This is a genomic window from Devosia sp. Leaf64, assembly GCF_001421945.1.
In the GTDB taxonomy this organism is placed as follows: Bacteria; Pseudomonadota; Alphaproteobacteria; order Rhizobiales; family Devosiaceae; genus Devosia.
Genome location: NZ_LMLO01000012.1, coordinates 505,048 through 531,846, shown reverse-complemented (window position 1 = coordinate 531,846; position 26,799 = coordinate 505,048). Strand labels below are relative to the sequence as shown.

The 26,799-nt window shown below is 61.4% G+C and carries 23 protein-coding genes; 7 read left to right on the top strand and 16 right to left on the bottom strand.

The window, feature by feature from the left end; all coding sequences use genetic code 11:
* Window positions 1-65 precede the first annotated feature (65 nt).
* The 3 genes from ASE94_RS08005 to ASE94_RS07995 form a co-directional block, all read right to left on the bottom strand.
* The gene (locus tag ASE94_RS08005; RefSeq protein WP_200913607.1) at window positions 66-1,367 is read right to left on the bottom strand and encodes an ABC transporter substrate-binding protein; all 1,302 of its coding nucleotides are present in this window, start codon (window positions 1,365-1,367) and stop codon (window positions 66-68) included.
* Between the two features lie 108 nt (window positions 1,368-1,475).
* The gene (locus ASE94_RS08000; RefSeq protein ID WP_062629927.1) at window positions 1,476-2,633 is read right to left on the bottom strand and encodes a serine hydrolase domain-containing protein; all 1,158 of its coding nucleotides are present in this window, start codon (window positions 2,631-2,633) and stop codon (window positions 1,476-1,478) included.
* The gene (locus tag ASE94_RS07995; RefSeq protein ID WP_062629926.1) at window positions 2,630-3,586 is read right to left on the bottom strand and encodes a glycosyl hydrolase family 32; all 957 of its coding nucleotides are present in this window, start codon (window positions 3,584-3,586) and stop codon (window positions 2,630-2,632) included. Before ASE94_RS07995 ends, ASE94_RS08000 begins: the two co-directional genes overlap by 4 nt.
* A gap of 120 nt (window positions 3,587-3,706) precedes the next feature.
* Between ASE94_RS07995 and ASE94_RS07990 the strand changes: the two genes are divergently transcribed.
* Window positions 3,707-4,720 carry a LacI family DNA-binding transcriptional regulator gene (locus tag ASE94_RS07990; protein WP_082461063.1) on the top strand — a complete coding sequence of 338 codons (1,014 nt, stop codon included), beginning with the start codon at window positions 3,707-3,709 and terminating at the stop codon, window positions 4,718-4,720.
* Window positions 4,721-4,730: 10 nt separating this feature from the next.
* Here ASE94_RS07990 and ASE94_RS07985 read toward each other — a convergent pair whose 3' ends face one another.
* Complete coding sequence (locus ASE94_RS07985; protein WP_062629925.1) at window positions 4,731-5,357, bottom strand: arylesterase; 627 nt, start codon at window positions 5,355-5,357, stop codon at window positions 4,731-4,733.
* 66 nt (window positions 5,358-5,423) lie between these two features.
* Between ASE94_RS07985 and ASE94_RS07980 the strand changes: the two genes are divergently transcribed.
* The 4 genes from ASE94_RS07980 (at window position 5,424) to ASE94_RS07965 (ending at window position 12,494) form a co-directional block, all read left to right on the top strand.
* On the top strand, window positions 5,424-6,128 hold the full coding sequence (locus ASE94_RS07980; protein WP_062629924.1) for an ABC transporter ATP-binding protein: 705 nt from the start codon (window positions 5,424-5,426) through the stop codon (window positions 6,126-6,128).
* Complete coding sequence (locus ASE94_RS07975) at window positions 6,125-8,668, top strand: FtsX-like permease family protein (RefSeq protein ID WP_062629923.1); 2,544 nt, start codon at window positions 6,125-6,127, stop codon at window positions 8,666-8,668. Before ASE94_RS07980 ends, ASE94_RS07975 begins: the two co-directional genes overlap by 4 nt.
* 63 nt (window positions 8,669-8,731) lie before the next feature.
* Window positions 8,732-9,229, top strand: a complete 498-nt coding sequence (locus tag ASE94_RS07970; RefSeq protein ID WP_062629922.1) for a DUF427 domain-containing protein — start codon at window positions 8,732-8,734, stop codon at window positions 9,227-9,229.
* A 139-nt stretch (window positions 9,230-9,368) separates the two neighbouring features.
* Window positions 9,369-12,494: an autotransporter domain-containing protein gene (locus tag ASE94_RS07965; RefSeq protein WP_156352018.1), complete on the top strand. Its 3,126-nt coding sequence runs from the start codon at window positions 9,369-9,371 to the stop codon at window positions 12,492-12,494.
* Window positions 12,495-12,566: 72 nt separating this feature from the next.
* Here ASE94_RS07965 and ugpC (ASE94_RS07960) read toward each other — a convergent pair whose 3' ends face one another.
* The 6 genes from ugpC (ASE94_RS07960) to ASE94_RS07935 all read right to left on the bottom strand — a co-directional run bounded on the left by ugpC (ASE94_RS07960) (window position 12,567) and on the right by ASE94_RS07935 (window position 19,074).
* On the bottom strand, window positions 12,567-13,652 hold the full coding sequence (gene ugpC / locus ASE94_RS07960; RefSeq protein ID WP_062629920.1) for a sn-glycerol-3-phosphate ABC transporter ATP-binding protein UgpC: 1,086 nt from the start codon (window positions 13,650-13,652) through the stop codon (window positions 12,567-12,569).
* A 20-nt stretch (window positions 13,653-13,672) separates the two neighbouring features.
* Complete coding sequence (locus ASE94_RS07955; protein ID WP_062629919.1) at window positions 13,673-14,665, bottom strand: levansucrase; 993 nt, start codon at window positions 14,663-14,665, stop codon at window positions 13,673-13,675.
* Window positions 14,666-14,692: 27 nt separating this feature from the next.
* Window positions 14,693-15,571 (bottom strand): carbohydrate ABC transporter permease, encoded by an 879-nt coding sequence (locus ASE94_RS07950; protein WP_062629918.1) that lies wholly within the window; start codon window positions 15,569-15,571, stop codon window positions 14,693-14,695.
* A 3-nt stretch (window positions 15,572-15,574) separates the two neighbouring features.
* The gene (locus ASE94_RS07945; protein ID WP_062629917.1) at window positions 15,575-16,657 is read right to left on the bottom strand and encodes a sugar ABC transporter permease; all 1,083 of its coding nucleotides are present in this window, start codon (window positions 16,655-16,657) and stop codon (window positions 15,575-15,577) included.
* A gap of 75 nt (window positions 16,658-16,732) precedes the next feature.
* Complete coding sequence (locus tag ASE94_RS07940) at window positions 16,733-18,001, bottom strand: extracellular solute-binding protein (protein WP_062629916.1); 1,269 nt, start codon at window positions 17,999-18,001, stop codon at window positions 16,733-16,735.
* Window positions 17,998-19,074 (bottom strand): LacI family DNA-binding transcriptional regulator, encoded by a 1,077-nt coding sequence (locus tag ASE94_RS07935; RefSeq protein ID WP_061909187.1) that lies wholly within the window; start codon window positions 19,072-19,074, stop codon window positions 17,998-18,000. Before ASE94_RS07935 ends, ASE94_RS07940 begins: the two co-directional genes overlap by 4 nt.
* Before the next feature lie 396 nt (window positions 19,075-19,470).
* Here ASE94_RS07935 and ASE94_RS07930 point away from each other — a divergent pair, with 396 nt between their 5' ends.
* Window positions 19,471-20,127 (top strand): ferritin-like domain-containing protein, encoded by a 657-nt coding sequence (locus ASE94_RS07930; RefSeq protein WP_082461059.1) that lies wholly within the window; start codon window positions 19,471-19,473, stop codon window positions 20,125-20,127.
* An 11-nt stretch (window positions 20,128-20,138) separates the two neighbouring features.
* Window positions 20,139-20,795 carry a ferritin-like domain-containing protein gene (locus tag ASE94_RS07925; RefSeq protein ID WP_062629914.1) on the top strand — a complete coding sequence of 219 codons (657 nt, stop codon included), beginning with the start codon at window positions 20,139-20,141 and terminating at the stop codon, window positions 20,793-20,795.
* 116 nt (window positions 20,796-20,911) lie between these two features.
* On the opposite strand, the gene ASE94_RS07920 is transcribed toward ASE94_RS07925, so the two are convergent.
* From ASE94_RS07920 to ASE94_RS07895, 6 genes are all read right to left on the bottom strand, one after another.
* Window positions 20,912-21,277 carry a response regulator gene (locus ASE94_RS07920; protein ID WP_061909215.1) on the bottom strand — a complete coding sequence of 122 codons (366 nt, stop codon included), beginning with the start codon at window positions 21,275-21,277 and terminating at the stop codon, window positions 20,912-20,914.
* A 5-nt stretch (window positions 21,278-21,282) separates the two neighbouring features.
* Window positions 21,283-22,818 (bottom strand): HWE histidine kinase domain-containing protein, encoded by a 1,536-nt coding sequence (locus ASE94_RS07915; RefSeq protein WP_062629913.1) that lies wholly within the window; start codon window positions 22,816-22,818, stop codon window positions 21,283-21,285.
* A 331-nt stretch (window positions 22,819-23,149) separates the two neighbouring features.
* Window positions 23,150-24,271 carry a sn-glycerol-3-phosphate ABC transporter ATP-binding protein UgpC gene (gene ugpC / locus ASE94_RS07910; protein ID WP_062629912.1) on the bottom strand — a complete coding sequence of 374 codons (1,122 nt, stop codon included), beginning with the start codon at window positions 24,269-24,271 and terminating at the stop codon, window positions 23,150-23,152.
* Entirely contained in the window at window positions 24,271-25,002 is a 732-nt protein-coding gene (locus ASE94_RS07905) for a tyrosine-protein phosphatase (protein ID WP_062629911.1), read from the bottom strand. The genes ugpC (ASE94_RS07910) and ASE94_RS07905 overlap by 1 nt, the downstream gene beginning before the upstream one ends.
* Window positions 25,002-25,874 (bottom strand): carbohydrate ABC transporter permease, encoded by an 873-nt coding sequence (locus ASE94_RS07900; RefSeq protein WP_062629910.1) that lies wholly within the window; start codon window positions 25,872-25,874, stop codon window positions 25,002-25,004. Before ASE94_RS07900 ends, ASE94_RS07905 begins: the two co-directional genes overlap by 1 nt.
* Window positions 25,864-26,784, bottom strand: a complete 921-nt coding sequence (locus ASE94_RS07895; RefSeq protein ID WP_062629909.1) for a sugar ABC transporter permease — start codon at window positions 26,782-26,784, stop codon at window positions 25,864-25,866. The genes ASE94_RS07900 and ASE94_RS07895 overlap by 11 nt, the downstream gene beginning before the upstream one ends.
* Window positions 26,785-26,799 lie beyond the last annotated feature (15 nt).

The following is a 26,799-nucleotide window of genomic DNA, read 5'->3' as shown; positions in this document are numbered from 1 at the left end:
GCCAGGGTGACAGTGCGGCGGGAGAGCGGCCTGTGGCGGGCCGCCCTCCCTGGGGTTGAGAGGGATTAGCGGGACAGTTGGGTTTCGTATTCGTCCTGCACGGCTTCGAGGAGGCCCTGAGGGGTCTGCTGGCCGCCGACCATCTTTTGCAGTTCCGGCGTCCAGCCAGCGGCAAAGATGGCACCGGTGGCGTTGGCGATGAAGTCCATCGCGCCATTGTCCTGAGCCAAGGTCGCGCCAGCCGAGAGAGACTGCTCGGTCACCGAGCCGGGCTCGACAGCGGGAATGGCCATATCGGCGGGGCCGCCGGGATTGGAACCACCAACGGCGACGTTGATCTTGCGGGCTTCTTCATTGGTTGCGACCCAATCGAGGAAGAAGGCCGCGCAATCGGCATGGGCCGCCTTGGCGCCTATGCCATAGCTCAGCGGAGCGGACATGGAGGCATGGCGACCGCCTTCTTCGGCGCTCGGCATGATGAAGAAGCCGAACTTGTCCTTGGCATTGGTATCGAGATTGCCCGATTCCCAATCGCCATTGAACATGAAGAGGCCTTCGCCGCCGATGAAGCGGCTCATCATCTGGAAATATTCGATGGCATTGGCATCGGTTGGGAAATAGCCCGCCTTGATCCAGCCATCGAGATGTTCGGCTGCTTTGAGCGCATCAGGGGTATTGATGGTGGCGCCATCCTTCTGGAAGATCCAGTCGTTAATCGGCTCCGGCGGACCATAGGCGCCCATCAGGTTTTGCAGCGGGAAGGCGAGGCCGGCTGTGCCCTTGTTCCACTGCATGATCGGCTGAATGCCGGCTTCCTTGGCCTTGGCCAGAAGCGCATCGAGCTCGGCAACGGTCTTTGGCGGCTCGGTCATGCCGATCTGTTCGGCGAGGGCCTTGTTGTAGAAGACGCCGGTCATAGAATAATTGAGACCCATGCCAAAGAGCGAACCGGTGCCGCGCGGGCGGCCGCCTTCTTCGACACGCAACTGCACCAACTGGCCTTCGGGGAACTTGTCCCAGCCAAACTCGGTGAAATAGGTATCGAGATTGAGGAGGAGATTGTTTGCGACGAGATCGGTCAGCGAGGGCAGACGGATCAGATCCGGCGCATTGTCTTCGGACAGAATGCGCGGCGAATTCTCCATCATATTGGCGAACTGATCTTCCTTGATGTCGAAGGTGACATTGGGGAATTGCTTGGTGAATTCTTCGCTGAGACGCGTCGGCAGGGGGAAGCCGGTCTCAAAATAGGCATTGAGCACAACCGGGTCTGGCCCGCAGCTTGGGGCGGCCATTGCGGTGCCGGCCATGGCGGCGACCGAGAGCGTTACGAGTGTGCGAATGGCGTGGCGATTTTGGTTTTTCACGACTTGCCTCCTCCAGGTATAGTCTACAGAATTCGATGTCTGCTAAATGGATTTAGCGCATGAGCCATCGGCGCTGTCAATATGGCGCCAGTGTCCCTTGCGCGGTGACTAGACCGAGGCGCGGAGGGCCGAGATAATCTCGGTTGCGCGCTGGTCTTCCGGCCCCATCATCCAATTGGTGACGAAGCCGAAACCGATCCGGCGCCGGGGATCGGCAAAGCCGACCTGTCCGCCTGCGCCATCATGCCCGAAACACTGGTCGTCGAGATAGCGCCGAGCTGGGGAATCGAGCTGGAAGCCATAGCCCCAGCGCGAATAGGGCGGCTCGCCACCAAAGACCGACGCGCCTTCGCTCTGGACCTTGGTCGCTTCGGCAATGACGGGAGGCTCAAGAAGCTTGATGCCGCGCGTGGGCACGACCGTTGCCGACCAGATGGTGGCAAGGGCTTCGGCGGAGGCAATGCCCCCCGCGCCGGGAATTTCGGCGGCGCGAATGCGCTGCGTGTTAAAGCCGCCATTGTCCGAGACGAGATCGGCCGGCAAGGCATTGCCTAGGGTCATGGCCTTATAGGGCCAATTGGGGGCGGGTTTGCTGGCTTCATCGGCCCAGAGCGCCGAAAGCGGCGGGCTGACCTGAAGATGCGCGACGCGATCGGCTTGCGCCGCTGGGAGGCCGATCCAGGCATCGACGCCAAGCGGGTTGGCAATGAGGTTCGAAAAATATTGGCCGACCGACATTCCGGTGACGCGGCGGATAATTTCGCCTGCGATCCAGCCATGGGTCAGCGCGTGATAGGCATAGCCGGTGCCAAGGGGCCAGAGCGGCTCCTGCGCGGCAAGGGCCGCCGTGACCCGCTCCCAATCGACGATATCATCTTCGCTGAGATCGGCGCGTGGCGCGGAGAGACCAGCCTGGTGGGCCAAAGCCTGGCCCACTGTAACCGCGGCTTTGCCGGCTGCGGCGAATTCGGGCCAGTATTGGCTGACGGGGACAGTGTAATCGAGCCGGCCTTCCTGAACGAGGCGCGCCGCCAGGATCGAGACGAGGCCCTTGGTGCAGGAGAACACCACCGAGGGGGTATATTGGCCCCAGAGCCTGCCGGTGCGCGCATCGGCGACGCCACCCCAGAGATCGACGACGGTATGCCCATCGCGCACGATGTGGAGGGCCGCGCCCATTGCCGGACGACCATCGAAGGCTTTGGCGAAGGCTTCGGCGACGGCTTCATAGCCGCGCTCGGCTGAACCCAAGATTGTCGCGCTCATTGGGCGGGCTCCACGGTGAGATAGCCATCGGGGCCGGTGCTGACCGGGATGGGATCGGAAATGCCGCCGATGAAGACGCCGTCGGTCGTTACATTGTTGAAAGCGAGAAGGACGGGAGCGCCAGTTCTGTCAAAGGCGATGCGGCCGGCATAGAGCGTTTCATCGACGAGGCGACGGGCCTTGCTGAAATCGACGGGGCCGAGAAAGGCGTCGAGCGGCTGGGACCAGACGCCGCCGACTTGCCCGGCGCGAGGGCCGACGAGCTTGGCGCTATCGCAGCAGAAGATCACATGCTGGCGTTCATCGACCGCGACGATCTGGAACACTTCGAGATGGGCAAAGCCGGAGCCGGGTTCGCTGAGGGCGGACTGCACGGTCCAATCGCGGAGATTGGTCGATGTGGCGTGGGCCATGACGCCGCGATCGGGCTCGGTGCCGTGCTTGCTGCGGGCGGTGACCAGCATGTGCCAGGTATCCTGGGTGGTATCTTTGAACACCCAAGGGTCGCGCCAGGCTTCTTCGGGCCATGACGAGGTGCCGAGGGTTTCGTAAAGCGCGGGATCGGCGACGCAGATCGGGCCGGGCTGTTTGGTCCAAGTGAAGAGATCTTCGGATGTCGCGAGGAGTATGGTTTCGATATTGGCGGCGCTGTTGGGCGAGAGGAAGCGGGAGCCGGTGTAGAACATGTGCCATAGACCGCTGTCGCTGACGACGCTGCCAGTCCAGGTGGCGCTGCCGTCAAAGCTGCCAGGAGTGCCGGCATCGAAGGCGAGGCCGTGATCGGTCCAGGTGCGAAGATCGTTCGAGGTCGCGTGTCCGATGCGGGCATTGCGATGGCGCAAGTCGGGGTTGCCGAGCGATTTTGGCGCGTGGAGATAGAAGAGGTGGTAGAGCTCGCCGTCATCGGCCAGCCAGAAATCCCAAACCCAGTGATCTGCTCGGTTGAAACTCATCCACAACCCCTGCTAAAACCATTTAGCAAATGCAATGCCTCGTGCTGGTTGTCAAGCGGCGGCGGCATGGCTATCCAAACATGAACAAGGCGGGTGTATGCCGCCGGGCGAGGGGCTGGGTTGGAAAAGAAACGCGTTACACTGGCCGATGTCGCTCGCCTTGCGGGCATGTCGACGACCGCCGCCTCGATGATCCTGACCGGCAGGCCGGATACGCGCCTCTCTGCCGAGGCGCATGCCAAGGTGCATGCGGCAGCGGCGAGCCTAGGCTATCGGCCCAACGTAGCGGCGCGGGCGCTGCGGACGGACAAATCGCACTCCATCGCCTTTATCTCGGACTATGTGGCGACAACGCGTTTTGCGAGCGGCTTGATCCGCGGGGCGCTGGCGGCGGCGGAAGAGGCCAAGCACGTCATGCTGGTGCTCGAAACCGGGGGCGAGCCGGCGCGGGAAATCCAGGCGGTGGAGACGGCGCTCGACCGGCAGGTCGACGGGCTGATCTTTGCGGCGATGCGGGCGCGGGAAGTATTCGTGCCCGACCTGACGATCAATGTCCCGACGGTCATGCTCAATGGCACGAGCGCGCGGTTTCCAACCTCGGTGCTGCCCGATGAATATCGCGGCGGGCAGACAGCGGTGCGCTTGTTGCGCGAGGCGGGGATCACGGATGGCATCGTGCTTTTGGGGCACAATGCCGAAGTGGAGACGGGTCTTTTCCGGTCCGAAACCATTGCGCGGCGGTTTGCCGGCATACGCGAGGCGATGCGCGACGCGGGCATGGCGTTTTCGAGCGAACTCAGTTGCTGGAACTGGGAGCCAGGCAATGGCTACGAACTGACGCGGAAGCTTTTAAAGACGAAGAAGCCGCGGGCGCTGCTTTGCCTCAATGATCGGCTGGCCTTTGGTGCCTATCAGGCCATGGCGGAGGCGGGGCTGCGGGTGCCCGAGGATATCGCCGTCGTTTCCTTCGACAATGACGAATTGGCGTCTTATCTGCGGCCGGGGCTGACGACGGTTGGCCTGCCGCATGAGGAAATGGGGCGTGCCGCCATTCAATTGCTGCTCGGCGACAAGCCCGAACCGGCGCTGGTGCCCATGCCGGTGATCGAGCGGGGCTCGCTGCCCCGCCCTTAGGAGGTCGCGCTCAGGAGGCCAGGAAAGCTTGGATCGTGGGCAGGATGGCTTTGACGATGATGCTGACGCCTTGGGCGTTGGGGTGCATGCCGTCGGCCTGGTTGAGGGCGGCATTGGTGGCGACGCCTTCGAGGAAGAAGGGATAATAAGCCGTGTCAAATTCTGCGGCGAGGTCGGGAAAGACCGCTTCATAGGCTTTGACATAATCGGCGCCGAGACTTGGGCTCGCGCGCATGCCGGCGAGGAGGACGGGAATGTTTTCGTCCTTGAAGCGCTGGATGATCGCGGTCAGATTTTGGCGCATGGCGTCCACGGGCAGGCCCTGGAGCATGTCGTTGGCGCCGAGTTCAAGGACGACGGCATCGGGCCGGTCGCCAAGCGACCAATCGAGCCGCGCGAGGCCATCGGCCGAGGTATCGCCGGAAACGCTGGCATTGACGATGGTGACATCAGGCCCGAGCGCTTGCTGCAATTGACCGGCGAAACTGTCCTCAGCCGATAGGCCGAGGCCGGCCATCAGGCTATCGCCATAAAGCATCAAGGTGCGTTCGGCAGCACGCGCGGGCACCAGCGTCAGGCCGATCAAAGCGAAGGCCAATGCGGCATGCCGGATGGTGTCACGAACAATTTTTCTCATCGCTGATGTTCTTTCCGTCGGGACTACATACTTCTAATCGAACGATTTCCTGAGAAAGTGCCGCTGATGAGCAGCCCCGTCGTCGCGACTGCCGCCATGAACCTGCAGCTCCAATCGGGCAAGACGCCACTCCACATTCTTAAGGATATCGAATTCTCCATCGCGCCGGGGGAGGTGGTGGCGGTGGTCGGGCCGTCGGGCAGCGGCAAGACTTCGCTGCTCATGGTACTGGGCGGGCTGGAACAGGCAACAAACGGTCGCGTGAGTGTCGCCGGCACCGAGATCACCGGCCTCAGCGAAGATGACCTCGCGATCTTTCGCCGCCAGCATCTCGGCATCCTCTTTCAGAATTTTCATCTCATTCCCTCGATGACGGCGCTCGAAAACGTCGCGCTGTCGCTCGAAATCGGGGAGACGTGCCAAAAATATTCTCAGATCATGGCTGCGGCCAAGGAGGCGCTGATTGCGGTGGGGCTGGGCGATCGGCTCGATCATCGTCCGAGCGCCTTGTCGGGCGGCGAGCAGCAGCGCGTCGGTCTCGCCCGCGCCATCGTCAACAAACCCAAACTCCTCTTGGCCGACGAACCGACGGGAAATCTCGATCAAGACACCGGGGCCAAGGTGATCGAGTTGATGTTTGCGCTGGCGCGAGACAATGGCACGGCCGTGTTCCTGATCACGCATGATCCGGCGCTGGCGCGGCGGGCTGACCGCGTGCTCTCGATGAACCACGGGCGGTTGACGGCCCTGACCGAGGACGTGCCTGCATGAGCCGATATCTGGGCTGGATGCGGATCGGTGTTCTCGATCTGCGCGGGGACATCAGGCGGTTCATCATTCTTCTCGCGTGCCTCGCGCTCGGCGTCGGGGCCATTGCGGCCGTGTCTTCGGTCGGTGCTGCCTTGCAGGCGGCGGTGCAGCGCGATGCGCGCGTCATCCTTGGAGGTGATATCGAAGTTCGCGAGCGCGGCAACGATATCACGCCGGAGCAGCGAAAAGCTGTCGAGGCGCTGGGCCAGACCGCACGCGTCGTCGATATCAATGCACGCGCCAGCGCCAATGAGGCCAGCACGCTTCTGAGCCTCCGGGCTGTCAGCGACAATTACCCACTTTTGGGAACGGTGACGGTAGCGCCCGAAAATGCGCAACCGCTCGGCGCCTTGCTCGCCGTTCGGGATGGCGTGCCGGGGGCGGTTGTCGACCAAGGCGTGCTCGACCGGCTGGGTGTGGCAGTCGGCGACACGATCCGGATTGGCGACGCGGATTTTGCCGTGCGCGGGACGCTAGTCGCCTTGCCCGATCAGGCGGCGCAGGGGTTTCAACTGGGTTTGCCGGCCGTCATTCTCGACAGCGCGTTGGCTGAGGCGGGATTGCAGCAACAGGGTGTTCTCAGCCGCTTCAGCTATAAGATTCTGCTGGCAGACGACGATGCGGCTGCGGCCATAAAGGGTCTTGAGACGGCTTTTCCCGAGGCGGGTTGGAATTTGCGGCAACCGGAGGACGCGGCCGCAAACTTAAAGCGCTTCTTCGATCTTTTTGCGCGTTTCCTTACTCTCGTCGGTCTTTCTTCCCTGCTCGTGGGCGGCGTTGGCGTCTCCAATGCGATTTCCGCCTATATCACCGAGAGGCGCAGTTCGATCGCGACGCTGCGCAGCCTTGGCGCGACCAGCGCGCGGGTGATGGTGCATTTCCTGACCCAGGTCATGGTCTTGTCTTTTGCCGGTGTGGTTCTGGGGTTGATGCTGGGCGCGGCGACGAGCCTTCTGGCCCTACCGGTTCTGTCCGGCATGCTGGGCCTTGATCTTGCGCCCAGTCTCGATGCCCGATCGCTGCTGACTGCCGCTGGTTTTGGCCTGCTGATCGGCTTTGCCTTTGCCCTGCTGCCGCTTCGCGGCGCGCAAAAGCTCAAGCCGGCAAGTCTCTTTCGCGCCTCCGATGGCGGCGAGACCCGGCTTGGATGGCGCGACCTCGCCGATTGGCGCACGGCGCTGCCGCTGCTTGGCGCGCTGATTGCCATTGTGGGGCTAGCGGTCTTTACCACCGGCTCGCCATGGCTGGTGCTGTGGTATGCGTTTGGGGCGATCATCGCCTTTGCCCTGTTGCGCGCGGCCGCTTGGCTCTTGCAGGTCGTGTTGCGTCTGCTGCCACCCTTGCCCAACACCACACTGCGCCAAGCCTTCAAGGCTATTCACCGATCCGGCTCGGTCGCGCCGGTAGTGGTGCTGTCGCTGGGGCTTGGGCTGGCGCTCTTGTTGATGATCACGCTGCTCGACCAGAACCTCCGCAGCCAGATCGACGGCGCGGTAGCCGAGGATGCGCCGGCTTTCGTGCTGCTCGATATGCCCAAAGACCAAGTGCCGCTGGTCGAAACCTTTGCCAAGGCTGATCCCGGGATCAAGACGCTGGCGACCATCCCCATGCTGCGCGGAACCATCGAGACCATCAAGGACACCGCGGCAAAGGATATCGGTCCCGTGCCCGACGACATTGCCGATATGTTCGAAGGCGATACGGCCCTGAGCTGGGCCCGCAGCCTGCCGCAGGGATCGACGGTGGTCGATGGGACGTGGTGGCCGGACGATTATTCTGGGCCGCCGCTCGTTTCGCTCAGTACCGAATTGCGCGCGCCCCTTGGTCTTGCGGTGGGCGACAGCATAGGTATCGTCGTCGCGGGGCGGCCGATCGCGGTGACCGTGGCCAATTTCCGCGAGATCGATTGGCGCGAGGGCGGGCTCAATTTCCGTCTGCTGTTTTCGCCCGGTGTGATCGAAAATGCGCCCCAGACAGTCATGGGCAGTATCGATGTGTTGGACGGCGCGGCGCCAGAGGTCGAGAGCCGGCTGAGCAAGGCGTTTCCAACGCTGAATTTCTTGCCGGTGGGGGATGCTCTCGAGCGGATCGAAGCGATCCTTTCAAGCCTTGCCAATGCCGTGGCGCTGGTCGGTAGTCTTGCCGTCGTGTCCGGGGTTCTTGTCCTTGCCGGCGCCATGGCCGTCGGTCGCAAGCAGCGGGAGGCGGATGCCGTGGTCATGAAGGTGCTGGGGGCGACGCGCCGCAAGGTTATTGTGGCCTTTGTCGTCGAATATGGCGTGTTAGGCGCTCTGGCAGCGGCGATGGGTGCCGGCCTTGGGGTCGCTGCGACTTGGGCCATCCTGACCTTTGTCATGGAAATTCCGTTCGCGCCCAATCTGACGACCATCGCCATTGTGGTTGCAGGGGCTGTCGTGACGACGATTGCCACAGGTGTGCTGACCACGTGGTCGGCAATGTCCGTCAGGCCGGCGCGCCAGCTGCGGGCTGATATCGGATGAGCCCAACGTGCCGATCCAGAGTTCGGGAGCAGACGTAGAGACACTGATCCTTGAGGTGAGCCAATGAACATTCCCGATCCAATCGAGCCACAAGTAGGGCAGGAAAGTGTTTGGGACTATCCGCGTCCGCCGCGCCTCGAACGTGTCGAGAAGCGGATCGAGATCGATTTTGCCGGGATGCGTATTGTTGACGCCCCGCGCTGTTTCCGGGTCCTCGAAACCAGCCATCCGCCGGTCTACTATATCGCGCCTGAATTCATCAGGCCGGATGCGCTCAGGCAGGCTCACGGCACGAGCGTTTGCGAATGGAAGGGCCGCGCGGACTATTTCGATGTCGTGGCCAATGGCAGAACCGCTCAGCGCGCCGCATGGCGCTATCCCTCTCCGACGGCCTCATTCAGCGCCATTGCCGGGTTCTTCGCTTTTTATGCGGGGCCAATGGATCGTTGCACGGTGGGCGGCGTGATAGCTTCGCCGCAGCCGGGCGGATTTTATGGCGGCTGGGTGACGCCCGATGTGGTTGGCCCATTCAAGGGCGAGCCTGGATCGATGGGCTGGTGAACCGACAGCGCGGGACGCTATTGGCGCACGGCGCTTGGTTATCGAAACCTTTAAAAAAGGACTTTGTAAACTATTCGCCCGCATAGGTGGGTGATAGCCTTGCGCCATGAGCGTAGGGCTCCGCAGATGTATTGGCAGCATGGCCAGATTACGTAGACATCGCGAGGACTACCCCACACGCCGCGTTTTCGGATGGTCGGCGGCGCTCCTCTGTGGCACGGCGCCCCTTCTCGCGCAGCCGGCTTTTGCCCAGAGCGCGGCGCCCTTTCAGATGCTGTCGAGCGATTTGCAGAAATATGCCAATGGCGCCCCTGTGCCGGGCCCGTTTCAGGTCAATGCCACCGATGTGCAGGCCGCGACCAATTTTTCTTCCGGAACGACGGCGAGCGGCACGCTGACGCAGAACACTGGCGAGACGGTGATTTTTACCGGCACGGGTTCTGCGGGCAACGCCGATATCGTCAACAATGATGGCGGCGCGACGCGGTTCTACGACAACAGCACCGCGGCCAGCGCCAACATCACCAATAATGGCACGCTGCAGTTTTCCGATAATGCGAGCGGCGGCCAAGCGCAGATCGTCACCAATGGTGGGGCGGTCACGGTCTTCACCGACAGTGCGGTGGCGGGGGCGGCGGGCGCGACACTCACCAATAATGGCACGACCATTTTCCTCGATCAGTCCGGGACAGGCGGGAGCGCGGTCGTCAACAATCAAACCGGCGAGCTGCATCTGGCTGGGAACAGCACCATTGGTGGGGCATTCGACAATAGCGGGCTCGTGGTTGCCGGCAGCACGGCCAATCTCGGTACGGGCCTGGTCGTCAACAATGCCACCGGCAATATGCTGCTGCGCGAAACGGCGAGCGCGGGGAGCGCGACGCTCGCCAATAGCGGCACGCTGGTCTTTACCGGCAACAGCACCGCCAACGCGGCAACCATCAACAACAACCAGACCGGCATGGCTGCTTTCCTTGGCGCCTCCAATGCGGGAATTGGCAGCCAGTTGACCAATGATGGCCAGCTCTATTTCGGCGAGAACGCGAGCGCGGGCCAGTCGATCATCAGGACCCAGGCGGGTGGCCAGACGATCTTCTACGGATCGGCATCGGGCGGGACAGCAGCGCTGCGCGTTGCCAATGGCGGGTTGCTCGATATCTCGCTGCTCGATACCGCTGGCCTATCGATCGGGGCGCTGACGAGCGATGTGGGCAGTGTCGTGGCCTTGGGCAGCAAGACGCTCACCGTGGGCAGCACGAACCAGCAGCCCATGGTGGTTTCGGGCCTGCAAGATGGCGGCCTTGGCGGCGGCACCGGGGGATCGCTGACCAAGGTCGGCACGAGCGAATTGGAGCTCACCGGGACGAACAGCTATACCGGGTTGACCCGTGTCGAAGCCGGACGTTTGAAGGCGGCTTCGGCGGACGCCTTTGCACCGCTGTCAGGGGTCGTGCTGGCGGCTGGTTCAGAGCTCGATATCGGCGCCTGGGATCAGACCATCGGCTCGCTCGCCGGGGCAGGGTCGGTGATCCTTGGCAATGTGCCGAACCGGCTGACGATCGGGACAAACAATCAATCGTCCGAGTTCTCCGGCGATTTTCAGGCCGATGGCGGGATTATCAAGGTCGGCACGGGCACGCTGACGCTGAGTGGCACCAGCACCAATACCGGCGACAGCCGAGTGGAGGCGGGTACGCTGCGGGTGAATGGCAGTTTTGCGCAATCGCCGCTGACGGTTGCCGGAGGAACGCTCGCCGGGTCGGGCGCGGTGGGCGATACCCATGTTTTGGCGGGCGGCACGATCAATCCGGGGAGCGGCAGCAATCTCACCATTGCCTCGGATCTGTTGCTCGATGCGGGCGCGGTCTATCGGGTCGATATTACCGGCACGGGGAGCGACAGTCTCACCGTTGGCAATACTGCCACGATTGGCGGGGCGACACTGGCGCTCGGTGACTTCACCACTCCCGATCCGACCGGCAGCTATGTCATCCTGAGCGCGGCCACTATCACCGGGTCGTTTGTTTTTGATCCCTATGACTATGCTTTCCTGCTGCCCGAACTCGATCAGGGGTCGACAGCGATCACCTTGACCATTGCGCGCAATGGGCTGCGGTTTTCCGATATCGCCTTGACCCCGAACCAGCGGGCAGCCGCGACGGCGCTCGAAGGGTTTGCCCCGGCCGATCCCGTATTTGCCGCGCTGCTGACGGCCAATGCTACGGACGCGCGGCGCTTTTATGAGTTGGGGGGCGGAGAGGCGCATGCGGCTGCCTCGACGGTGTCGCAGCGGTCTTTTGGGCTCTTTGCCGATAGCCTCAAGCCCAGCCGGCGCGCTTCCCTAAACGGTATCGTCGAGCAGCGGTCAGCGGGAACGGCTGTTGGGACGGCGCTCGATGTTGGTTTCGATACGCCGACAGTGACGCAAACCGGCTGGGTCGCGCCGCTTGGGGGCCTTGGCACACTTGCCAGCGATGGCAATGGCGGGGCGGTGAACTGGACGAGCGGCGGATTGGCGGCGGGCTATGAGATCGCCAGCGAAACGGGCACTGGCCATACGGTCGTCGGGTTTGGTCTTGGCACGATTGCGAGCAGCGCAACGATCGACCAGCGCCTCTCGTCAATCGCCGGGCAGGGCTATTATGCAGGACTCTATGGCCAGTGGCGAGAAGGGCCGGCTTGGCTCGACGGGCAGCTTGCCTATGGCGCCAACCATATCGAGACATCTCGCGGCCTTGAAATCGGCGGCCTATCGCGTACGGCGACTGCCGATTATTGGACCCAGACGCTCGGGGCAGGGCTCGAAGCGCGCTATGAGTTCGAGCTGGCGCATAATCTTTTCGTCGGGCCTGTGGCTTCCCTCGATGTGGGTTGGACCGGGCATGGCGGAGCCACGGAAACCGGGGCGGGAACGCTCAACCAGACCATTGCGCCATCCGATCAATGGAAGGTGGATGCTGGGATAGGCGTTGCTGCGCGATACGACATGCCGCTCGACGATGGCGCCAATCTCTCCGTGGTCGGGAAGGCGCTGTGGCAACATTCCTTTGTCGATGGTGCGAATGCGCAAACGGTCTCCCTTGCGGGCGGCGGCGGGCCGTTCGTCGTGTCGGGTGCCAGTCCCGGCCAGGATCGCCTGCGGCTCGTCGCGGGCGTCGAATATCAACCGAGCCCTGATGTGATCCTCTCGCTCGACTATGCCGCGACACTGGGCGGCTCCGAAATGAGCCACGCCGCCCGCCTCGCGCTGCGGGTCAAGTTTTAGGCCGGGTAATCCCAGTTTGATTAAAGCGGCAGGGCAGATGCTTTTGCTCGGTCGGTGCCCTGCCGCCAGACGTTATCGTGCCACCGGCAGTGCGTTTCCATTTGCGTCGAACAGAACGACCTTATTGGCCTCGGGGGTGAGGTGCAGGGTGGCGCCGTGGGTTACGGGGAAGTCGCCGTCCAGGGCTGCGACGATGGCTTTGCCGGATGGCAGGCGCAGGCTGACGATGGTTTCGTTGCCGAGGTGCTCGACGAGGGCCACCGTTGCCGTGATGGGGCCCTGATCGGCGGCCAGCATTTGGTGGGGGCGGGTGCCGAGCGTCAGAGCGGCGCCGACTTTGAGACCATCGGTGGCGACTGGGATGGATACCGGCTTCATATCCGGACCGGACACTGTCACCATGCTTGAGCCGATTTCGTCGACCTTTACGTCGAGGAAGTTCATCTTGGGCGAGCCGATGAAGCCGGCGACGAAGAGGTTGGCGGGGCGGTGATAGAGTTCGAGCGGCGAGCCGACCTGTTGGACGACGCCGGCATTGAGGACGACGATCTTGTCAGCGAGGGTCATGGCCTCGACTTGATCATGCGTCACATAGATCATGGTGGCGCCCAGATCCTGGTGGAGCTTTGAGATCTCCATGCGCATGTCCATGCGCAGCGACGCGTCGAGATTGGAGAGTGGTTCGTCGAAGAGGAACACTTCAGGCTGACGCACGATGGCGCGGCCGATGGCGACGCGCTGGCGCTGGCCGCCCGAGAGCTGGGCTGGCTTGCGATCGAGCAAGTGCTCCATCTGGAGAATACGCGCGGCTTCGCGGATTTTTGCGTCGCGCTCGTCCTTGGGGGTCTTCTTGATACGAAGCCCGAAGCCGACATTGTCGTAGACCGTCATATGCGGATAGAGCGCATAGGACTGGAACACCATGGCGACGCCGCGGTCGCGCGGCTGCATGGCATTGACCACCTGGCCGCCGATGCTGAGTTCGCCGCCGGTGATATCTTCGAGCCCCGCAATCATGCGGAGCAGGGTGGATTTGCCACAGCCGGACGGGCCGACGAACACGACGAATTCGCCATGTTCGATCTCAAGGTTGACGCCCTTGATGACCTCGACCTTGCCATAGGTCTTCTGGAGGTTTTGCAGGCTCAGTCCAGCCATGATGTTCTCTCCGTTTTCGCTTAGACCTTGGTGCCCGCGGGCAGCTTGTCGAGTTCGGTGTGGAGGAGCCCGTCGGCGTCGACGCGCACCGGGATCGGGTCGGACACCTGGCCGATGAACGAGCCATCGGCGGCGTCGTGAAGGAAGCCCATGAAGACAAGGCCATTGTCGGTTTCGACGATCTTGCCAGCATAGCGGCTGCCCTGGGCCCCATCGAAGAACGGGCCAGGTGCAACTTCCCACGGGCCCCGCGGATCATCGGCCATCAGATAATGCGAGCCGCGGACGGGCGTTTCGGGGTTGAGTTTCTTATAGGCTTCGGACCAGTGCGAGCCATCGGTGCAGAACAGCATGTACCACTTGCCGTTGACCTCGAAGACCTGCGGCACTTCCATCTGGCCGAACATGCCGCCCTTATAAACGGGCGGCTGGAGCGTCCAGGTATTGAGATCGGGCGAGGTGGCAAAGCCAACCGTGCCACCGGCATTGGGCTCGGCCGTGCCGGGCTGACGCGCGACCATATACATGATCCAGCCATCGCCCTTGGGGTTCTTCATCACCCATGGATCGCGGAAGGCGCGGTCGTGCCAGTGGCCGGGGGTGTATTCCTCATAGTCCGGGCCGGAAATGTCGAGCGCGAGGCCATTGCCGACGCGCGTCCAGTTGTGGCCATCGGTCGAGGTGGCGTGGCCGATGCGCTGCTTCATGCCCTCTTCGGCATGTTCGGTGCCGGTGTAAAAGAGGTGCCAGAGGCCGGTATCGTCACGGAGGGTCGAGCCGGTCCAGGTGGTCCAATCGTCCCAGGCGGTCGGAGCGGCAGGCGCAAAGGTCGTGCCGAGATGGGTCCAGTTGATCAGGTCTTTGGAGACCGCGTGGCCCTGGGTGACATTGCGGTGGCGCATGTCTGGATGGGCGAGGGTGTTGTCGGCCTGGAGGAAATAGATGTGGTAGTCGTCCCCATCGCGATAGGTCCAGAAATCCCAAATCCATTTGTCTTTAAGTGCGAGAACCAATGTCGTGTCTTTCTAGGTCTAGGAGCGTCAGCCCTTGATGCCGGTTGAGGCGATCGAGGTGATGAAGGCGCGCTGGAGGAAAAGGTAGAAGGCGAGGACGGGCAGGGTGATCATGGAGAGGTAGGCCATGACCTCGCCCCAGGCGGTGTTGAGCTGGAAGAAGTATTGGAGACCAACCATGACCGGTCGGAACTGCTCGGATTGGGTGACCATGAGCGGCCAGAGATACTGGTTGTACATGGCGAGGAATTTGAGGATGGCGGCAGTCGCAAAGACCGGGCCGGCGATCGGCACGATGACCATGGAATAGACCTGGAACCAGCTTGCCCCATCGAGACGCGCCGCTTCGACCAATTCCTTGGGCAGATCGCGGAAGAACTGGACGAAGAGGAAGATTGTCAGCGCATCGGCGAGAAAGGGGACGATCTGGACGTGATAGGTATTGAGCCAGCCCCAGGTGACGCCATTGCCGCCGATCCAGGGGAGGGAATTGACCACCATCAGCATCGGCACGGCGATGGTTTCGAAGGGCACGATGAGCGTCGCAATGATGATCGAAAGGACGATCTCCTTGCCGCGGAATTCGAGGAAGACGAAGGCGAACGCTGCCATCGAGCAGAGGAAGAGCGAGCCGACGACGGTCAGCGACGTCACGAGGATGGAGTTGAAGACAAAGAGCCCCACCGGCGCACGGCGGAACGCGGCGAAGTAATTGTCGAGCGAGATATCCCCGGTCGGCAGGAAAGCGTTGAACGAGGATGTGTCGCGCAGCAATTGCAGGTCGGGCTTGAACGAGCTCACCACCATGAAGACGATGGGGAAGACGAAGACCAGGGCGACAAGGATCAGCAGCAGATATTTGAGGCTGATCTTGAGGCGTTGATTGGGCGAGGTGACAGCAGCCATGTTCTAGCGCTCCCGGGTGAGGTAGCGCTGGACCAGCGAGATCGTGAGCACCATGAGGAACAGCAGCACCGAGATGGCAGAGCCACCGGCAATATTCTGTTGCTCATAACCGCGCTGCACGGCCTGGAAGACCAGCGTCTGGGTGGAATCGAGCGGCCCGCCATTGGTCATGACGTCGATCTGCGAAAAGAGCGCGAAGGCCTGCATGGTGATGACCACAAGGATCAGGACCGCGGTATTGCGCAGGCCTGGCCAGGTGACGAAGCGGAATTTTTGCCAGCTTGAAGCGCCTTCGATATCGGCGGCTTCATAAAGCGTCAGCGGGATGTTCTGGAGGCCCGCCAGCCAGATCACCATATGGAAGCCAACCGCCTGCCAGATCGACATGACGATGATGGCCCACATGGCCGTATCGGGATTGCCCAGCCAATCGACCGGCTGGAAATGGCCGAAGGAGAGGAACTGGAGGAGATTGTTGAGGAGCCCGCTGCGCCCGTCATAGATGAAGCGCCAGAGGAGCGAGACGACGACGATCGAGACGACGACCGGCATAAAATAGACGGTGCGGAAGACGTTTATGCCGCGCAGCTTCTGATTGATCATCAGCGCCAAAAGGAGCGCGATAATGGATTGGAGGGGCGCGACGATGGCGACGAAAAAGAGCGTATTGGTCAGCGCCTTCATGAAGACGAGGTCGCGGGCGAGGACCAATATTTTGGTATTGCCCCACTCCCAGCCGAACCATTCGCGCATGCCGTTGAGATGCTGAAAATCAGGGTTGTTGCGGGTGAAATCGCGAACGCGCGGATAGCTCAATTCGCCCGTGGCGCTGACGACGAGGCTGCCGTCCTCGGCCTTTTCCGGCTGCAGCACCAGAGTGCCGACGCCGAGCAATTGCTCGAAATTGGATGTGCCGACGAATTGGGTCGGATTGGGCGAAATCAGCCGCTGATTGGTGAAGGAAAACCAGAAGGCCAGAAGAAACGGCACGATAAGGAAAAGCGTGATCAGCAGCAGCGCAGGGCCGCTCATCAGCCATCCGGCGAGCGTATTGGACTGCAGCGATTTGGTCTGTTTGGGGCGCATGTGCGACTGCCTTGAAGACGTGCCGGGAGGCCGGCCCAGAAAAAATCCGGGCCGACCGTGCTCGGGAGGGAGAGGTTACTGCGCGGCAGCGTAATTGTTGTTGCGCGCGATATCGGCGTTGATGGCGTCGGTTGCCGCGTCGAGCGCGTCGACGACGTCAGCGCCATTGGCGATGTCCGAGAGCGCCTTGCGGAATTCGAGCGCTTCGAACACATAGCCCGGGGTCACCGGACGCAGCATGGCCTGCTTTTCGGAGAGCGCGTAGAAGCTCTCGAGCGCGCCACCGGGAGCGTAGTTCTTGGTGAGCGCCGCGGCTTCAGCGGTTGCCGGGATCAGGCCGATGCCATCGGAGAAGGCGGCGAGGTACTTTGGCTGCAGGGCGAACTCGATGAAGGCGCTGGCGCCATCGGGGTGCGCAGAGGTCGCCGACACACCGAACTGCCAGGAAGCGCCGCCGATCTTGGGGCCATTGCCAAAGTCTGGCGCAGGAAGGAAGAGCACGTCGTCGCCGAGGGCTTCGAGCGTCTTGACCGCCACCCAATTGCCGTTCCACTGCAGCGCGTAGTCGCCATCGATGAAGCCGGTTTCGTGGCTGGCCATGTCCTGGCTCGTGCCGGGCACATAATTGTTGGTGAAAAGGCTCTGCCACCATTCGCCGAACGCGACCGCGGCATCGCCATTGAGCGCGCCTTCCGCGGTTTCATAGGAGGTGCGGTCGACGAGGTCGCCGCCGAAGCTCCAAAGGAACGGGGCGAAGGCATAGGGATACCATTCGCCCTGATCGGCCATGCCGAGGTTGAGCGGATAGTCGAATTCGCCCGAAGCCTTGAGCGTTTCAAGGATGCCGTTGAACTCCTCGCCGGTCCATGGCTGTTCGAGGGTCGGAATGCGGATGTTGAACTTTTCGAGCGTTGACTTGCGAGCATACATGGCGACCGCAGCATCCCAGAGGCCGACCGAATAGACCTGGTCGTTATACTTGCCGATCGCGCCGGGCAGGAAACCATCGAGCGCGCCTTCAGAAAGCTGGAGCGGCTGCATATAGCCGGCCCAGGCCCAGTTCGGCATCACCGGACCATCGACGTCGATGATGTCGGGCAGATTACCGGCAACGGCGGCGGCGACGACGGAGTCATTGTAAGCGGCCTGCGGAAATTCCTGCAGCGAGACTTTCCAATCGGTCTGCGAACCGTTGAAATCGGTGATGATGCCGTTGATCAGGTCACGTTCCACCGTGCTGCCGGCGCCGTGGTACCACATGGTCAGGTTGGTTTGGGCGAACGCGGCGCCGCCGAGGGCGGTGCTAAAGGCCAGCGTTGCAGCGAGAAGCTTCAGGGATTTCATATGTCTTTCCTCCTGGTCGATAATTGGGTGATGGTTGTGTCGCGCGGCTGGACGCTGTCGCGCCAGGCGACAGGGCCAGAGACCAACTCATGGGCCGGTTCGCCCGGGCGTTGCGTGCCGGCGATGAGACGCAAAAGCTTGTCGGCAGCGCGGGCGCCCATGGCGGCATAAGGCAATTGAGCGCTGGTCAGGCCGGGATGCAGGTGCTCCGCGATCATGCGATAGTCGTCGTAACCGGCGACTGAGATATCGCGCGGGATGGCCATGCCGCGTTCGCGCAACAGGCCATAGACCCGCATCGCCATCTTGTCGTTGGCGCAGCAGATGACCGTCGGCTCGGCGCGGAGGACACGGTCGAGCGCATCCCAGAGCAGATCGAATTCGTGCGCGGCATTGGCGAGGGCGCCGACCTGAACCAGTTGCTCGTTGAAGGCAATGCCATTGCTCTCCAGCGCGCGCCGATAGCCATCCATGCGCAGTCCGGAGGCAATCTGCTGTTCGGGCAGGGTGAGGAAACCGATGCGGCGATGGCCCCGCTTGATCAACCCATCGACGAGGGTGAATTGGCCGCCCGCGTCATCGGGCAGAACGGCCGGGGTCTCGTCGGCATCAAAGCAATTGACGAGCACCATGGGCCGATCGCGCAGATTGGCCGGCAGGCTGACTTCGCGGTGATATTCGGCGACGTAAAGCACGCCCTCGACGCGGTGCTCGCGGAAGGTCTGCAAAAGGGCGGGGATGCGATCGACCTGACCGCCGCTATCGGCGATGAGCAGGGTGCGATTGCTCTGGGCAATGACGCGCTGCGCGCCTTGCACGAGATAGATTTCGGGAAGGCCAGTATCTTCGAAATGGTGTGTGGTGCTGATGGCGCCGGTGATCATGCCGATCAGCCCGGAGCGCTGGGAGCGCATGGTGCGGGCGGCGCTCGAAGGCACATAGTTGAGCGAAAGCATGGCCGCTTCTACGGCTTCGCGCGTCTTTTCGTTGACGGGCGCATCCCCGTTCATGACGCGACTGACCGTCTTGGGCGAAACACCCGCAGCTTTCGCAACGTCATAGATGGTGGCCAAGCGATCCTCCCTTGGTTGGACTGATCCGGCACACAGCGCTTCGCGCCGCTAAACCCGTCAATCCACCCTCGATGTCTCCCCGGTGATTATGACACCGATGTCATGACATCGGTGTCATATATGCATCTTGTGTTTATCCGGTCAATCCCGCTCGGCGCGAGATTTGTCAGCTAGCGATTAGACAGGCGGGGTTTTGCCTCGGATCGATGTAGTCGTCCGTCGAGATGTCCGTGACGCAGCCATAAATAGCCGTCAGGCTTCGGATGTGGTCTCGCGCGCATACTCGCCGCAGCCAAAAAAGTTTCTCGATAAATCGCGCATCTTTGTCGCATTTTTCAGAAACCGGGGCTGGCGGGCTTGCCGTTGCTTCTTCGGAATTCACCCGGAGATTGAATCATGCAAAGCAAGACCAGCCTTTCAAGGCGCCATCTGCTCAAGTGGGCAGGGGCGGGCACAACGGTGGCGATCGCGAGTGCCGTGTTGCCCAATTTCGGTATCAGTGCTGCACTGGCCGCCGAATTGGGCGATGGCGACATCGGCGTTCTCAACTATGCCTATGCGCTCGAACAGCTCGAGGCCGCCTTCTACACTCAGGCGCTCGAAAACCCGTTCGGCAATATGCAGGTCAACGACCAGCGCATCCTTCAGCAAATTCGCGACCACGAAATCGCGCATCGCGATTTCCTCAAGCGCGCACTCGGCTCCAACGCCATTCCAGCGCTTGAAGTCGATTTCTCGGCCGTCGATTTCTCAAGCCGTGCCAGCGTGCTTGGAACGGCAGATGTTTTCGAGAACCTGGGTGTCGCGGCCTATAACGGCGCGGGCCAGCTCATCTCCACGCCGGATTATCTTGTAGCCGCCGGTTCCATCGTATCGGTCGAAGCGCGCCACGCAGCCGCTATTGCCGACCTCCTGAGACCGTTCAGCGCCGAGGCCGCTGGTCGAGGCAATGTCGACCACAAGGGGCTCGATAAGGCCTTGCTGCCATCGATGGTTCTGCCCAACGCTGCCCCCTTCATTGTGACCGAAGTCACCGCTGCAACTCTGCCATAAGGAATTCGATCATGAGCAATGATAACACCATTCTCGGCGCCATCGAGCCTGAGCTGGCAGATACGATCGTCAGCAGCCGTCGTGACGTTTTCGCCCGCTACGCCAAAGCGGCCGGGATCATGACGAGTGCTCCACTCGTGCTGGCGCTCGCGTCCAACCAGGCATTTGGCCAGAGCCTGCCGCAACAGATCACCGATACGCTCAATTTCGCGCTGACGCTCGAATATCTGGAAGCAGCCTTCTACGAGCAAGGGAACAAGTCGGGCATTATTCCATCGCAATACCGCGCGGTCTTCCGCACCATCGGTCAGCACGAAAATGCCCACGTGAAGCTCTTGAAGGGCGTGTTGGGCTCGGCTGCGGTCAAAGCCCCGGGCGTCGATTTTACCGCCGGCGGCAAATATGCCGACGTTTGGGAAAACTTCGACACGTTCCTTACCCTTAGCCAGACCTTCGAAGATCTCGGCGTGGCCGCTTATAAAGGGCAGGCGGGCAATCTGATCGGCTCGAAGGAAGTGCTTACGGTTGCCTTGCAGATTCATTCGGTCGAAGCCCGTCACGCTTCCGAAGTTCGGCGCATTGGCCTCGAATTCGGTTGGGATGGCGCATTCGACAAGCCGCTCAGCAAGAAAGCCGTGCTGGCGGCGGCGACGCCATTCCTGGCCTAGAGTATTTGGACGAATTGTAATGACGCCCTGGCCCTTGAGCTCATCGAGCCCAGGGGCCAATTTTTGCGTCACGTCAATTAGTGGGGCGTTGTCGTCTCAGAGCGTTCCGAGTTGTCCTACTGGATCATACGGCGGAGGGCGCTGATGAGATTGTCGGGATCGTAGGGTTTTGGGACAAACTCGGCTTCTGCGGGGATCTGGTCGCGCCGGACATGCTTATAGCCCGATGTGACGACGATCTTGATGGGGGGCCATCTGTCGCGAACGGCGGCCGCAAGCTTCAAGCCATCCATGCTGCCGGGCATGTCGACATCAGTAAAGACCAGCCTGATATCGAGGTTTTTTGCAAGGATCGCGAGTGCCTCGTCAGCATTGGCGGCTTCGAGCACCAGGAAACCTTCATTCTCAAGGCGGTCGACGATGGCCATTCTGACCAGCGATTCATCCTCAACCACGAGGACTGTGAGCTTTGAGTGCGCCATATGACTCAGCCTTTTTTGCTGGGTGTTTTAGACGCGGTGACGCTAGCCGCATCGGTTTCCAAGACACATCGAACGCCTTGCGGGGCGTAATCGATGCCAACTTGACCGCCGAAATCGGACGCCAACACCTTTGTGATTAATCTTGAGCCAAATCCTGTTCGGCTCGGTTCGCTGACCTGCGGCCCGCCGCTCTCGGCCCAGGTGAAAACGAACTTGCGCTCGTCGGCCAAACCGGAAAAGTCCCAGGAAATAGAAACACTGCCATAGGGGGCAGAGAGCGCCCCGTATTTTGCCGCATTCGTGGCAAGCTCGTGGATCGCGAGAGCCATCGACAGGGCCTGCTTGGGATTAAGGTCGATATCCCGGCCTTGGACGCTGACGCGGTTCTCGCTGGGCAAATGGGGGAGGAGGGCGCCGTCTACGACTTCACGCAACGAAGCCGTCGTCCATGTGCTGTTGGTGAGAATGTCATGGGCAGTCGCCAAGGCGCTCAGACGTGAATTAAAGAGCAGCCGTCGATCAGCAATGTCTTCTCCACGCAGGGTCTGCGCGGCGATCGCGGCGACCATGGCGAGGCTGTTCTTGATGCGATGCTGCAATTCGCCGGCGAGGACTTCCTGAGTCGCGATCGACTCCATCAGCGCCAGTTCCGCCTTCTTGAGATCCGTGACGTCTCCACCTTCAACGAAGATGCCGCTGATCTCTCCGGCCTCATCATACATCGGCTGATATATGAAATTGAGATAGCCATTCTCGACGGGCCCGCCTGGCGTGTGCTGAAGTTCGATCTTCATGCCGCGCCCGACGAAGATTTCGCCTGTCGTAAACACCTTGTCCAGCAGCTCATAAAAGCCCTGGCCCTCAATATCGGGCAGAGCTTCGCGCACGGTTTTTCCGATGATGTCGCGATGTCCAATGAGCTGTCTATAGGCAGCATTGGTGATTTCGAAGCGGTGCTCCGGCCCGGTGAGCACGGCCATGAAGCTCGGCGCTTGTTCCAACAGCGTCCGGAGGCGGTCGAGCTCCTGCCGCCGATGGCGGCCCGCAATCACTTCAGAGGTGATTTCAAGAGCGGTGCAGAACATGCCCGCGACCTGATCGGTCTCATCATGAACAGGCGTATAGCCGAACGAGAAGTGCGTCTCGGTCGGTCGACCGTTTCGCGTCATCTGGAATTCGATATCGTCCATATAGGTTGGGGTGCCGGCATAGGCCGCATCCATGATCGGGCCAACATCCTGGATGATGTCCGACCAAACCTCTGCAAACGGCTTGCCCAAGGCCCATGGATGACGGTTGGTGCACATCGGCGCATAACCGTCATTATAGAGCATGGTTCGTTCGGGTCCCCAGGCGATGAACATGGGTTGCTGCGACGTGAGCATTACCTGGACGAGGGTCCGGAGGCTTCCCGGCCAGGTCGACGGAACGCCCAAAGGCGTCGACGCCCAATCGTAACTGCGGATGAGTTCGCCAAGCGCACCACCTCCGGCCAGGAAAGCGGTATTGGAGACGACCCTATGCGCAGCATCTGTGGTCATGACTGTGGTCCAGATTGAAGCAGTGGTCGCTTGTTTGGGAATGCATGGCTTCCGTCAAGGAATATCCTTGGCGCTGCGCTCGAAAGTCGAAACCGTTATCGCAAGAAGCCGAGCTTGTGCTGAGAGTTGGGATCGGTTGAGTGAGCACATTTTCAAGGCGCTCACAACGTTCGACGGTTCGCGCCAGGGATTACGCTTTGGCTGTTTTTCGGACCGGAGTGACAGCTTTGGTGCAGGTCACCAAGCGCGGCCAAGGGCAAGGTGCAGTGCACTCCAGCACCTCGGCCTAGGCAATCGCAGCGCTTGATCAAGTGAAGCTTGTGCCTATGGCCTAACTGACCGTCTCTGCTTCCAGCGTGGCTGAATTGGAGTGGGAGGTCATTTTCGCGTACAGCCGCCGTCCGGAAATGCGATCAAAAAGATGCAAGTCCTGGTTTGGCAACGTTAGCCACACGTGCTTTCCTTCGAGCGGATCATCGCTGGCGGGCAAGACGACCGACATTTCGTGGCCGGCGACATTGCAATAGGCAACGCGAGATCCGCCGAGTTCTTCGACAAGGTCCACGGTGGCTGGGAGGCCGGCGCCTGGCGACTTTATCAGCCCGACATTTTCAGGGCGAATGCCGAGGGTCACGGGCGATCCCTCGGGCAAGGTGCTGCGGGCGAGGACATGCGTAGTTGCTGGTGCGTCCATCAGGATTTGCCCACCGGCGCCGACCGTCGCGGGCAAGAGGTTCATCGCCGGCGAGCCCATAAACCCGGCGACGAAGGCCGATGCCGGCTGGCGATAGATTTCGGTTGGCGAGCCGATCTGCTCGACCCGCCCGCCGTTCATGACGATCAGCGTATCGGCAAGGGTCATGGCCTCCACCTGATCATGGGTCACAAAGATCGAGGTCGCATTGAGCCGTTTGTGCAGTTTCTTGATCTCGATGCGCATCTGCACACGGAGGAGCGCGTCGAGGTTGGATAGCGGTTCGTCGAACAGGAAAACGTCCGGCTCACGCACGATGGCGCGGCCCATGGCGACGCGCTGGCGCTGGCCACCAGAGAGCTGGGCCGGCCGGCGGTCGAGATAGTCCGTGAGGTTGAGGATCTTGGCGGCCTGTTCGACGCGAATGTTGCGCTCCGCGACCGGCAAACCGGCGAGACGCAGTGGGTAAGCAATGTTCTGCCGCACCGACATGTGCGGATAAAGCGCGTAGTTCTGGAACACCATGGCGCAGCCGCGATCGGACGGCTCGATATCGTTCATGACCACGCCGCCAATGGTGATTTCGCCCGACGTGATATCTTCAAGCCCCGCAATCATGCGCAAAAGGGTGGATTTGCCACAGCCCGAAGGGCCGACGATGACGGCGAAATGTCCATCAGGAATGGAGATGTCGACGCCATGCAACACGGGCTTGCCATCATAGGCCTTCTTCACATTGGTAATTTTGAGATCAGCCATCAGTTGTCTCCCAGAAGGCGTTGGCGAAGGCGCTCTATCGTCGTTGCCTCAAGGCCGATCAGTTCGAGATAGCGTTCCACCGAGCCATATTCGGCATCGATAAAGGCAAGAGTTGCCGCCATAGTTTCGGGCTCGGAGGCCAAGAGGCGCCTGAAGCTGTCAGGGTCGGCGCCACGGGCAACTGCGCCTGCGGTAATTTCGGCGATGATGGGCGCGATCAGGTCCGCAGTCTGCGCATAATCCGCGACGATGTCATCGGGTTCTACGCCCACCAGCCCCAGCAGCAGGGCTGCGATGATGCCGGTGCGATCCTTGCCGGCGGTGCAATGAAACAAGACGACGCCTTCGGGCGCTGCGGCGATGAGGGTGAGGATTTCGGCGATGGCAGCTTGCCGCGATTGCAGCGTCAACCGGTAGAGTTCGAGCAGCAGATCGCCTTCGCTCATCAGATCGGGCGCGAGCCCATCGAGCAGCGAGACGTTGTGATAGGCGACGGTGTCGTGGGTCGCAAAAGGGTTCGGTTGGTGCGCCAGTTCATCGGTGTGACGAAGGTCTATGACTGTCTTCACGCCCGTATCGACCAGATTGCCGATGCCGGTTTCATCGAGCTTGTGCAGGGCATCGGCGCGGAGGATGCGGCGGAAACGGGTCGAACCGGCGGCAGTGGCATAGCCGCCGAGATCGCGAACATTGTGCGTGCCGGGAATGGGCAGGTGTCGGGTCTGGTGCATCAGCGAATACCGGATTTCATGAAGGATTGGACGACCTGACGCTGCAGGACGATGTAGATCAGAAGGACGGGGAGGCTCGCGAGGGTGGAGGCGGCCATGAGCGGTCCCCACTGATTGCCTTCGGCGGTCATGAACATCTGGATGCCGATCTGGATGACCGAATTTTCTGCCGTTCGGCTGAGGAGCAGGGGCCAGAAGTACTCGTTCCAACTCGAGATGAAGATGAGGATGGCGAGCGAGGCGATGGTGCCACGGAGATTCGGGACCAGCACTTCCCAGAGGATCCGCCAATTGCGGGCTCCATCCATGCGGGCGGCCTCGATCACTTCCCTCGGAAAGCCGCGCATCGCCTGGGCGAGCAGCAGGATGGCTAGAGCGGCCGCGAGATTGGGCAGGATCAGGGCTGCAACACTATCGAGCAGTCCCATCTGCGCGATGAGGAGATAGTTGGGGATCATCACCACCTGGAAGGGCACGAGCCAGGTGAGGGCGATGGCGGTGTAGACCAGCTTGTCGAAGCGGAATTTCCAGCGCGCAAAGGCAAAGGCGGCAAGAATCCCGGTCAGAAGCTGGAAGACGGTCGAGAGAACCGAAAAGATCAGCGTGTTGATCAACATACGGGCGATTGGGATGGCGTCGATGGCCTGGGTGTAATTGTCGAGCGACATGCTGGTCGGGACAAGGCTTGTCTCGAACATGGCATTGGCGGGCCGGAGCGAGCTGGCCAGCATCCAATAGACCGGGAAGAGGCAAAAGATCGACAGCAGGACCATCAGCACGTGACCGGCCGCCGTATCGAGCCCAGATTTTTCCGAAATGCGACGGAGCGGCCGGCTCGCAATCCGCGGCGCGCGCAAAGCTTCAGTTGTCATGGAAGGAATACCTGTCGATCAAACGGAAGAGCACAAAGGCCACCGCGCCAAAGCCGAGGAAGAGGATGACGGCAGAGGCCGAGCCCCAACCAACCGACATGGTGGAGAAGCCGAAATCCCAAAGAAGGTAGTAGATGTTGGAGGTGGAGCCGAGCGGGCCGCCGCCAGTCAACACGTTGATATAGGTGAAACTCCACTGTGCCCCGAGCAGGATGGTCATGACGACGAGAAACAACACGGTCGAGCTCAACAGCGGCAGGCGAATGTCGCGGACGACTTCCCACTTGCTTGCGCCATCCATGCGCGCCGCCTCGATCAGCGATGGATTGATATTGGCATTGGCGGCCGAAAGGATGAGCGTTGAAAAACCCATCAACTTCCAGCCGGTGATCATGATCACGGTCCAGATGGCGATGTTCGGATCGGACAGGAATTTCACCGGGTTAAGGCCGAGACCCTTGAGCGCCTGATTGACGAGGCCGTAGCCGGGATCAAGCAACCAGCGCCAGACGGCGGCGCCGACGACAGGCGCGATGATCATCGGCACGAAGATGATGGCGCGATAGATGTTGCGCGAACGCTCCGGCAGGTCGTGGGTGTAGATGGCGATCGCGAGCGGAATGAGCACGGCCAGCGGCAAGAGGCCGAGGATATAGACCCCGGTATTGCGCAGGGCCTGCCAAAACTTGGGCAGGGCGAAGATGCGGACGTAATTGTCCCAGCCGACAAAGGTCTGCGCCGATGTCGGCAGCATGTTCCACTGGAAAAAGCTGAGGCGGACGGCGTCCACCAGTGGCCAATAGATCCACACGACAAGCGTGATGATGGCAGGCGACAGATAAAGCCAGGGCGCCCAGCGCGATTGGGTCATGCGCCGGCGGCGGGGAAGGGCGGGTGCAGCCACGGCCATCGATCGCTCCTTTTT

What these genes read in the sequence shown, in the direction of transcription:
- ASE94_RS07900 (WP_062629910.1), bottom strand. Translation starts at nt 25,874, where the DNA reads ATGACAACTGAAGCTTTGCGCGCGCCGCGGATTGCGAGCCGGCCGCTC.
- ASE94_RS07970 (WP_062629922.1), top strand. Translation starts at nt 8,732, where the DNA reads ATGAACATTCCCGATCCAATCGAGCCACAAGTAGGGCAGGAAAGTGTT.
- ASE94_RS07950 (WP_062629918.1), bottom strand. Translation starts at nt 15,571, where the DNA reads ATGGCTGCTGTCACCTCGCCCAATCAACGCCTCAAGATCAGCCTCAAA.
- ASE94_RS07945 (WP_062629917.1), bottom strand. Translation starts at nt 16,657, where the DNA reads ATGCGCCCCAAACAGACCAAATCGCTGCAGTCCAATACGCTCGCCGGA.
- ASE94_RS07940 (WP_062629916.1), bottom strand. Translation starts at nt 18,001, where the DNA reads ATGAAATCCCTGAAGCTTCTCGCTGCAACGCTGGCCTTTAGCACCGCC.
- ASE94_RS07895 (WP_062629909.1), bottom strand. Translation starts at nt 26,784, where the DNA reads ATGGCCGTGGCTGCACCCGCCCTTCCCCGCCGCCGGCGCATGACCCAA.
- ASE94_RS07930 (WP_082461059.1), top strand. Translation starts at nt 19,471, where the DNA reads ATGCAAAGCAAGACCAGCCTTTCAAGGCGCCATCTGCTCAAGTGGGCA.
- ASE94_RS07915 (WP_062629913.1), bottom strand. Translation starts at nt 22,818, where the DNA reads ATGACCACAGATGCTGCGCATAGGGTCGTCTCCAATACCGCTTTCCTG.
- ASE94_RS07920 (WP_061909215.1), bottom strand. Translation starts at nt 21,277, where the DNA reads ATGGCGCACTCAAAGCTCACAGTCCTCGTGGTTGAGGATGAATCGCTG.
- ASE94_RS07985 (WP_062629925.1), bottom strand. Translation starts at nt 5,357, where the DNA reads ATGAGAAAAATTGTTCGTGACACCATCCGGCATGCCGCATTGGCCTTC.
- ASE94_RS07905 (WP_062629911.1), bottom strand. Translation starts at nt 25,002, where the DNA reads ATGCACCAGACCCGACACCTGCCCATTCCCGGCACGCACAATGTTCGC.
- ugpC (WP_062629920.1), bottom strand. Translation starts at nt 13,652, where the DNA reads ATGGCTGGACTGAGCCTGCAAAACCTCCAGAAGACCTATGGCAAGGTC.
- ASE94_RS08000 (WP_062629927.1), bottom strand. Translation starts at nt 2,633, where the DNA reads ATGAGCGCGACAATCTTGGGTTCAGCCGAGCGCGGCTATGAAGCCGTC.
- ASE94_RS07995 (WP_062629926.1), bottom strand. Translation starts at nt 3,586, where the DNA reads ATGAGTTTCAACCGAGCAGATCACTGGGTTTGGGATTTCTGGCTGGCC.
- ASE94_RS07980 (WP_062629924.1), top strand. Translation starts at nt 5,424, where the DNA reads ATGAGCAGCCCCGTCGTCGCGACTGCCGCCATGAACCTGCAGCTCCAA.
- ASE94_RS07965 (WP_156352018.1), top strand. Translation starts at nt 9,369, where the DNA reads ATGGCCAGATTACGTAGACATCGCGAGGACTACCCCACACGCCGCGTT.
- ugpC (WP_062629912.1), bottom strand. Translation starts at nt 24,271, where the DNA reads ATGGCTGATCTCAAAATTACCAATGTGAAGAAGGCCTATGATGGCAAG.
- ASE94_RS07925 (WP_062629914.1), top strand. Translation starts at nt 20,139, where the DNA reads ATGAGCAATGATAACACCATTCTCGGCGCCATCGAGCCTGAGCTGGCA.
- ASE94_RS07975 (WP_062629923.1), top strand. Translation starts at nt 6,125, where the DNA reads ATGAGCCGATATCTGGGCTGGATGCGGATCGGTGTTCTCGATCTGCGC.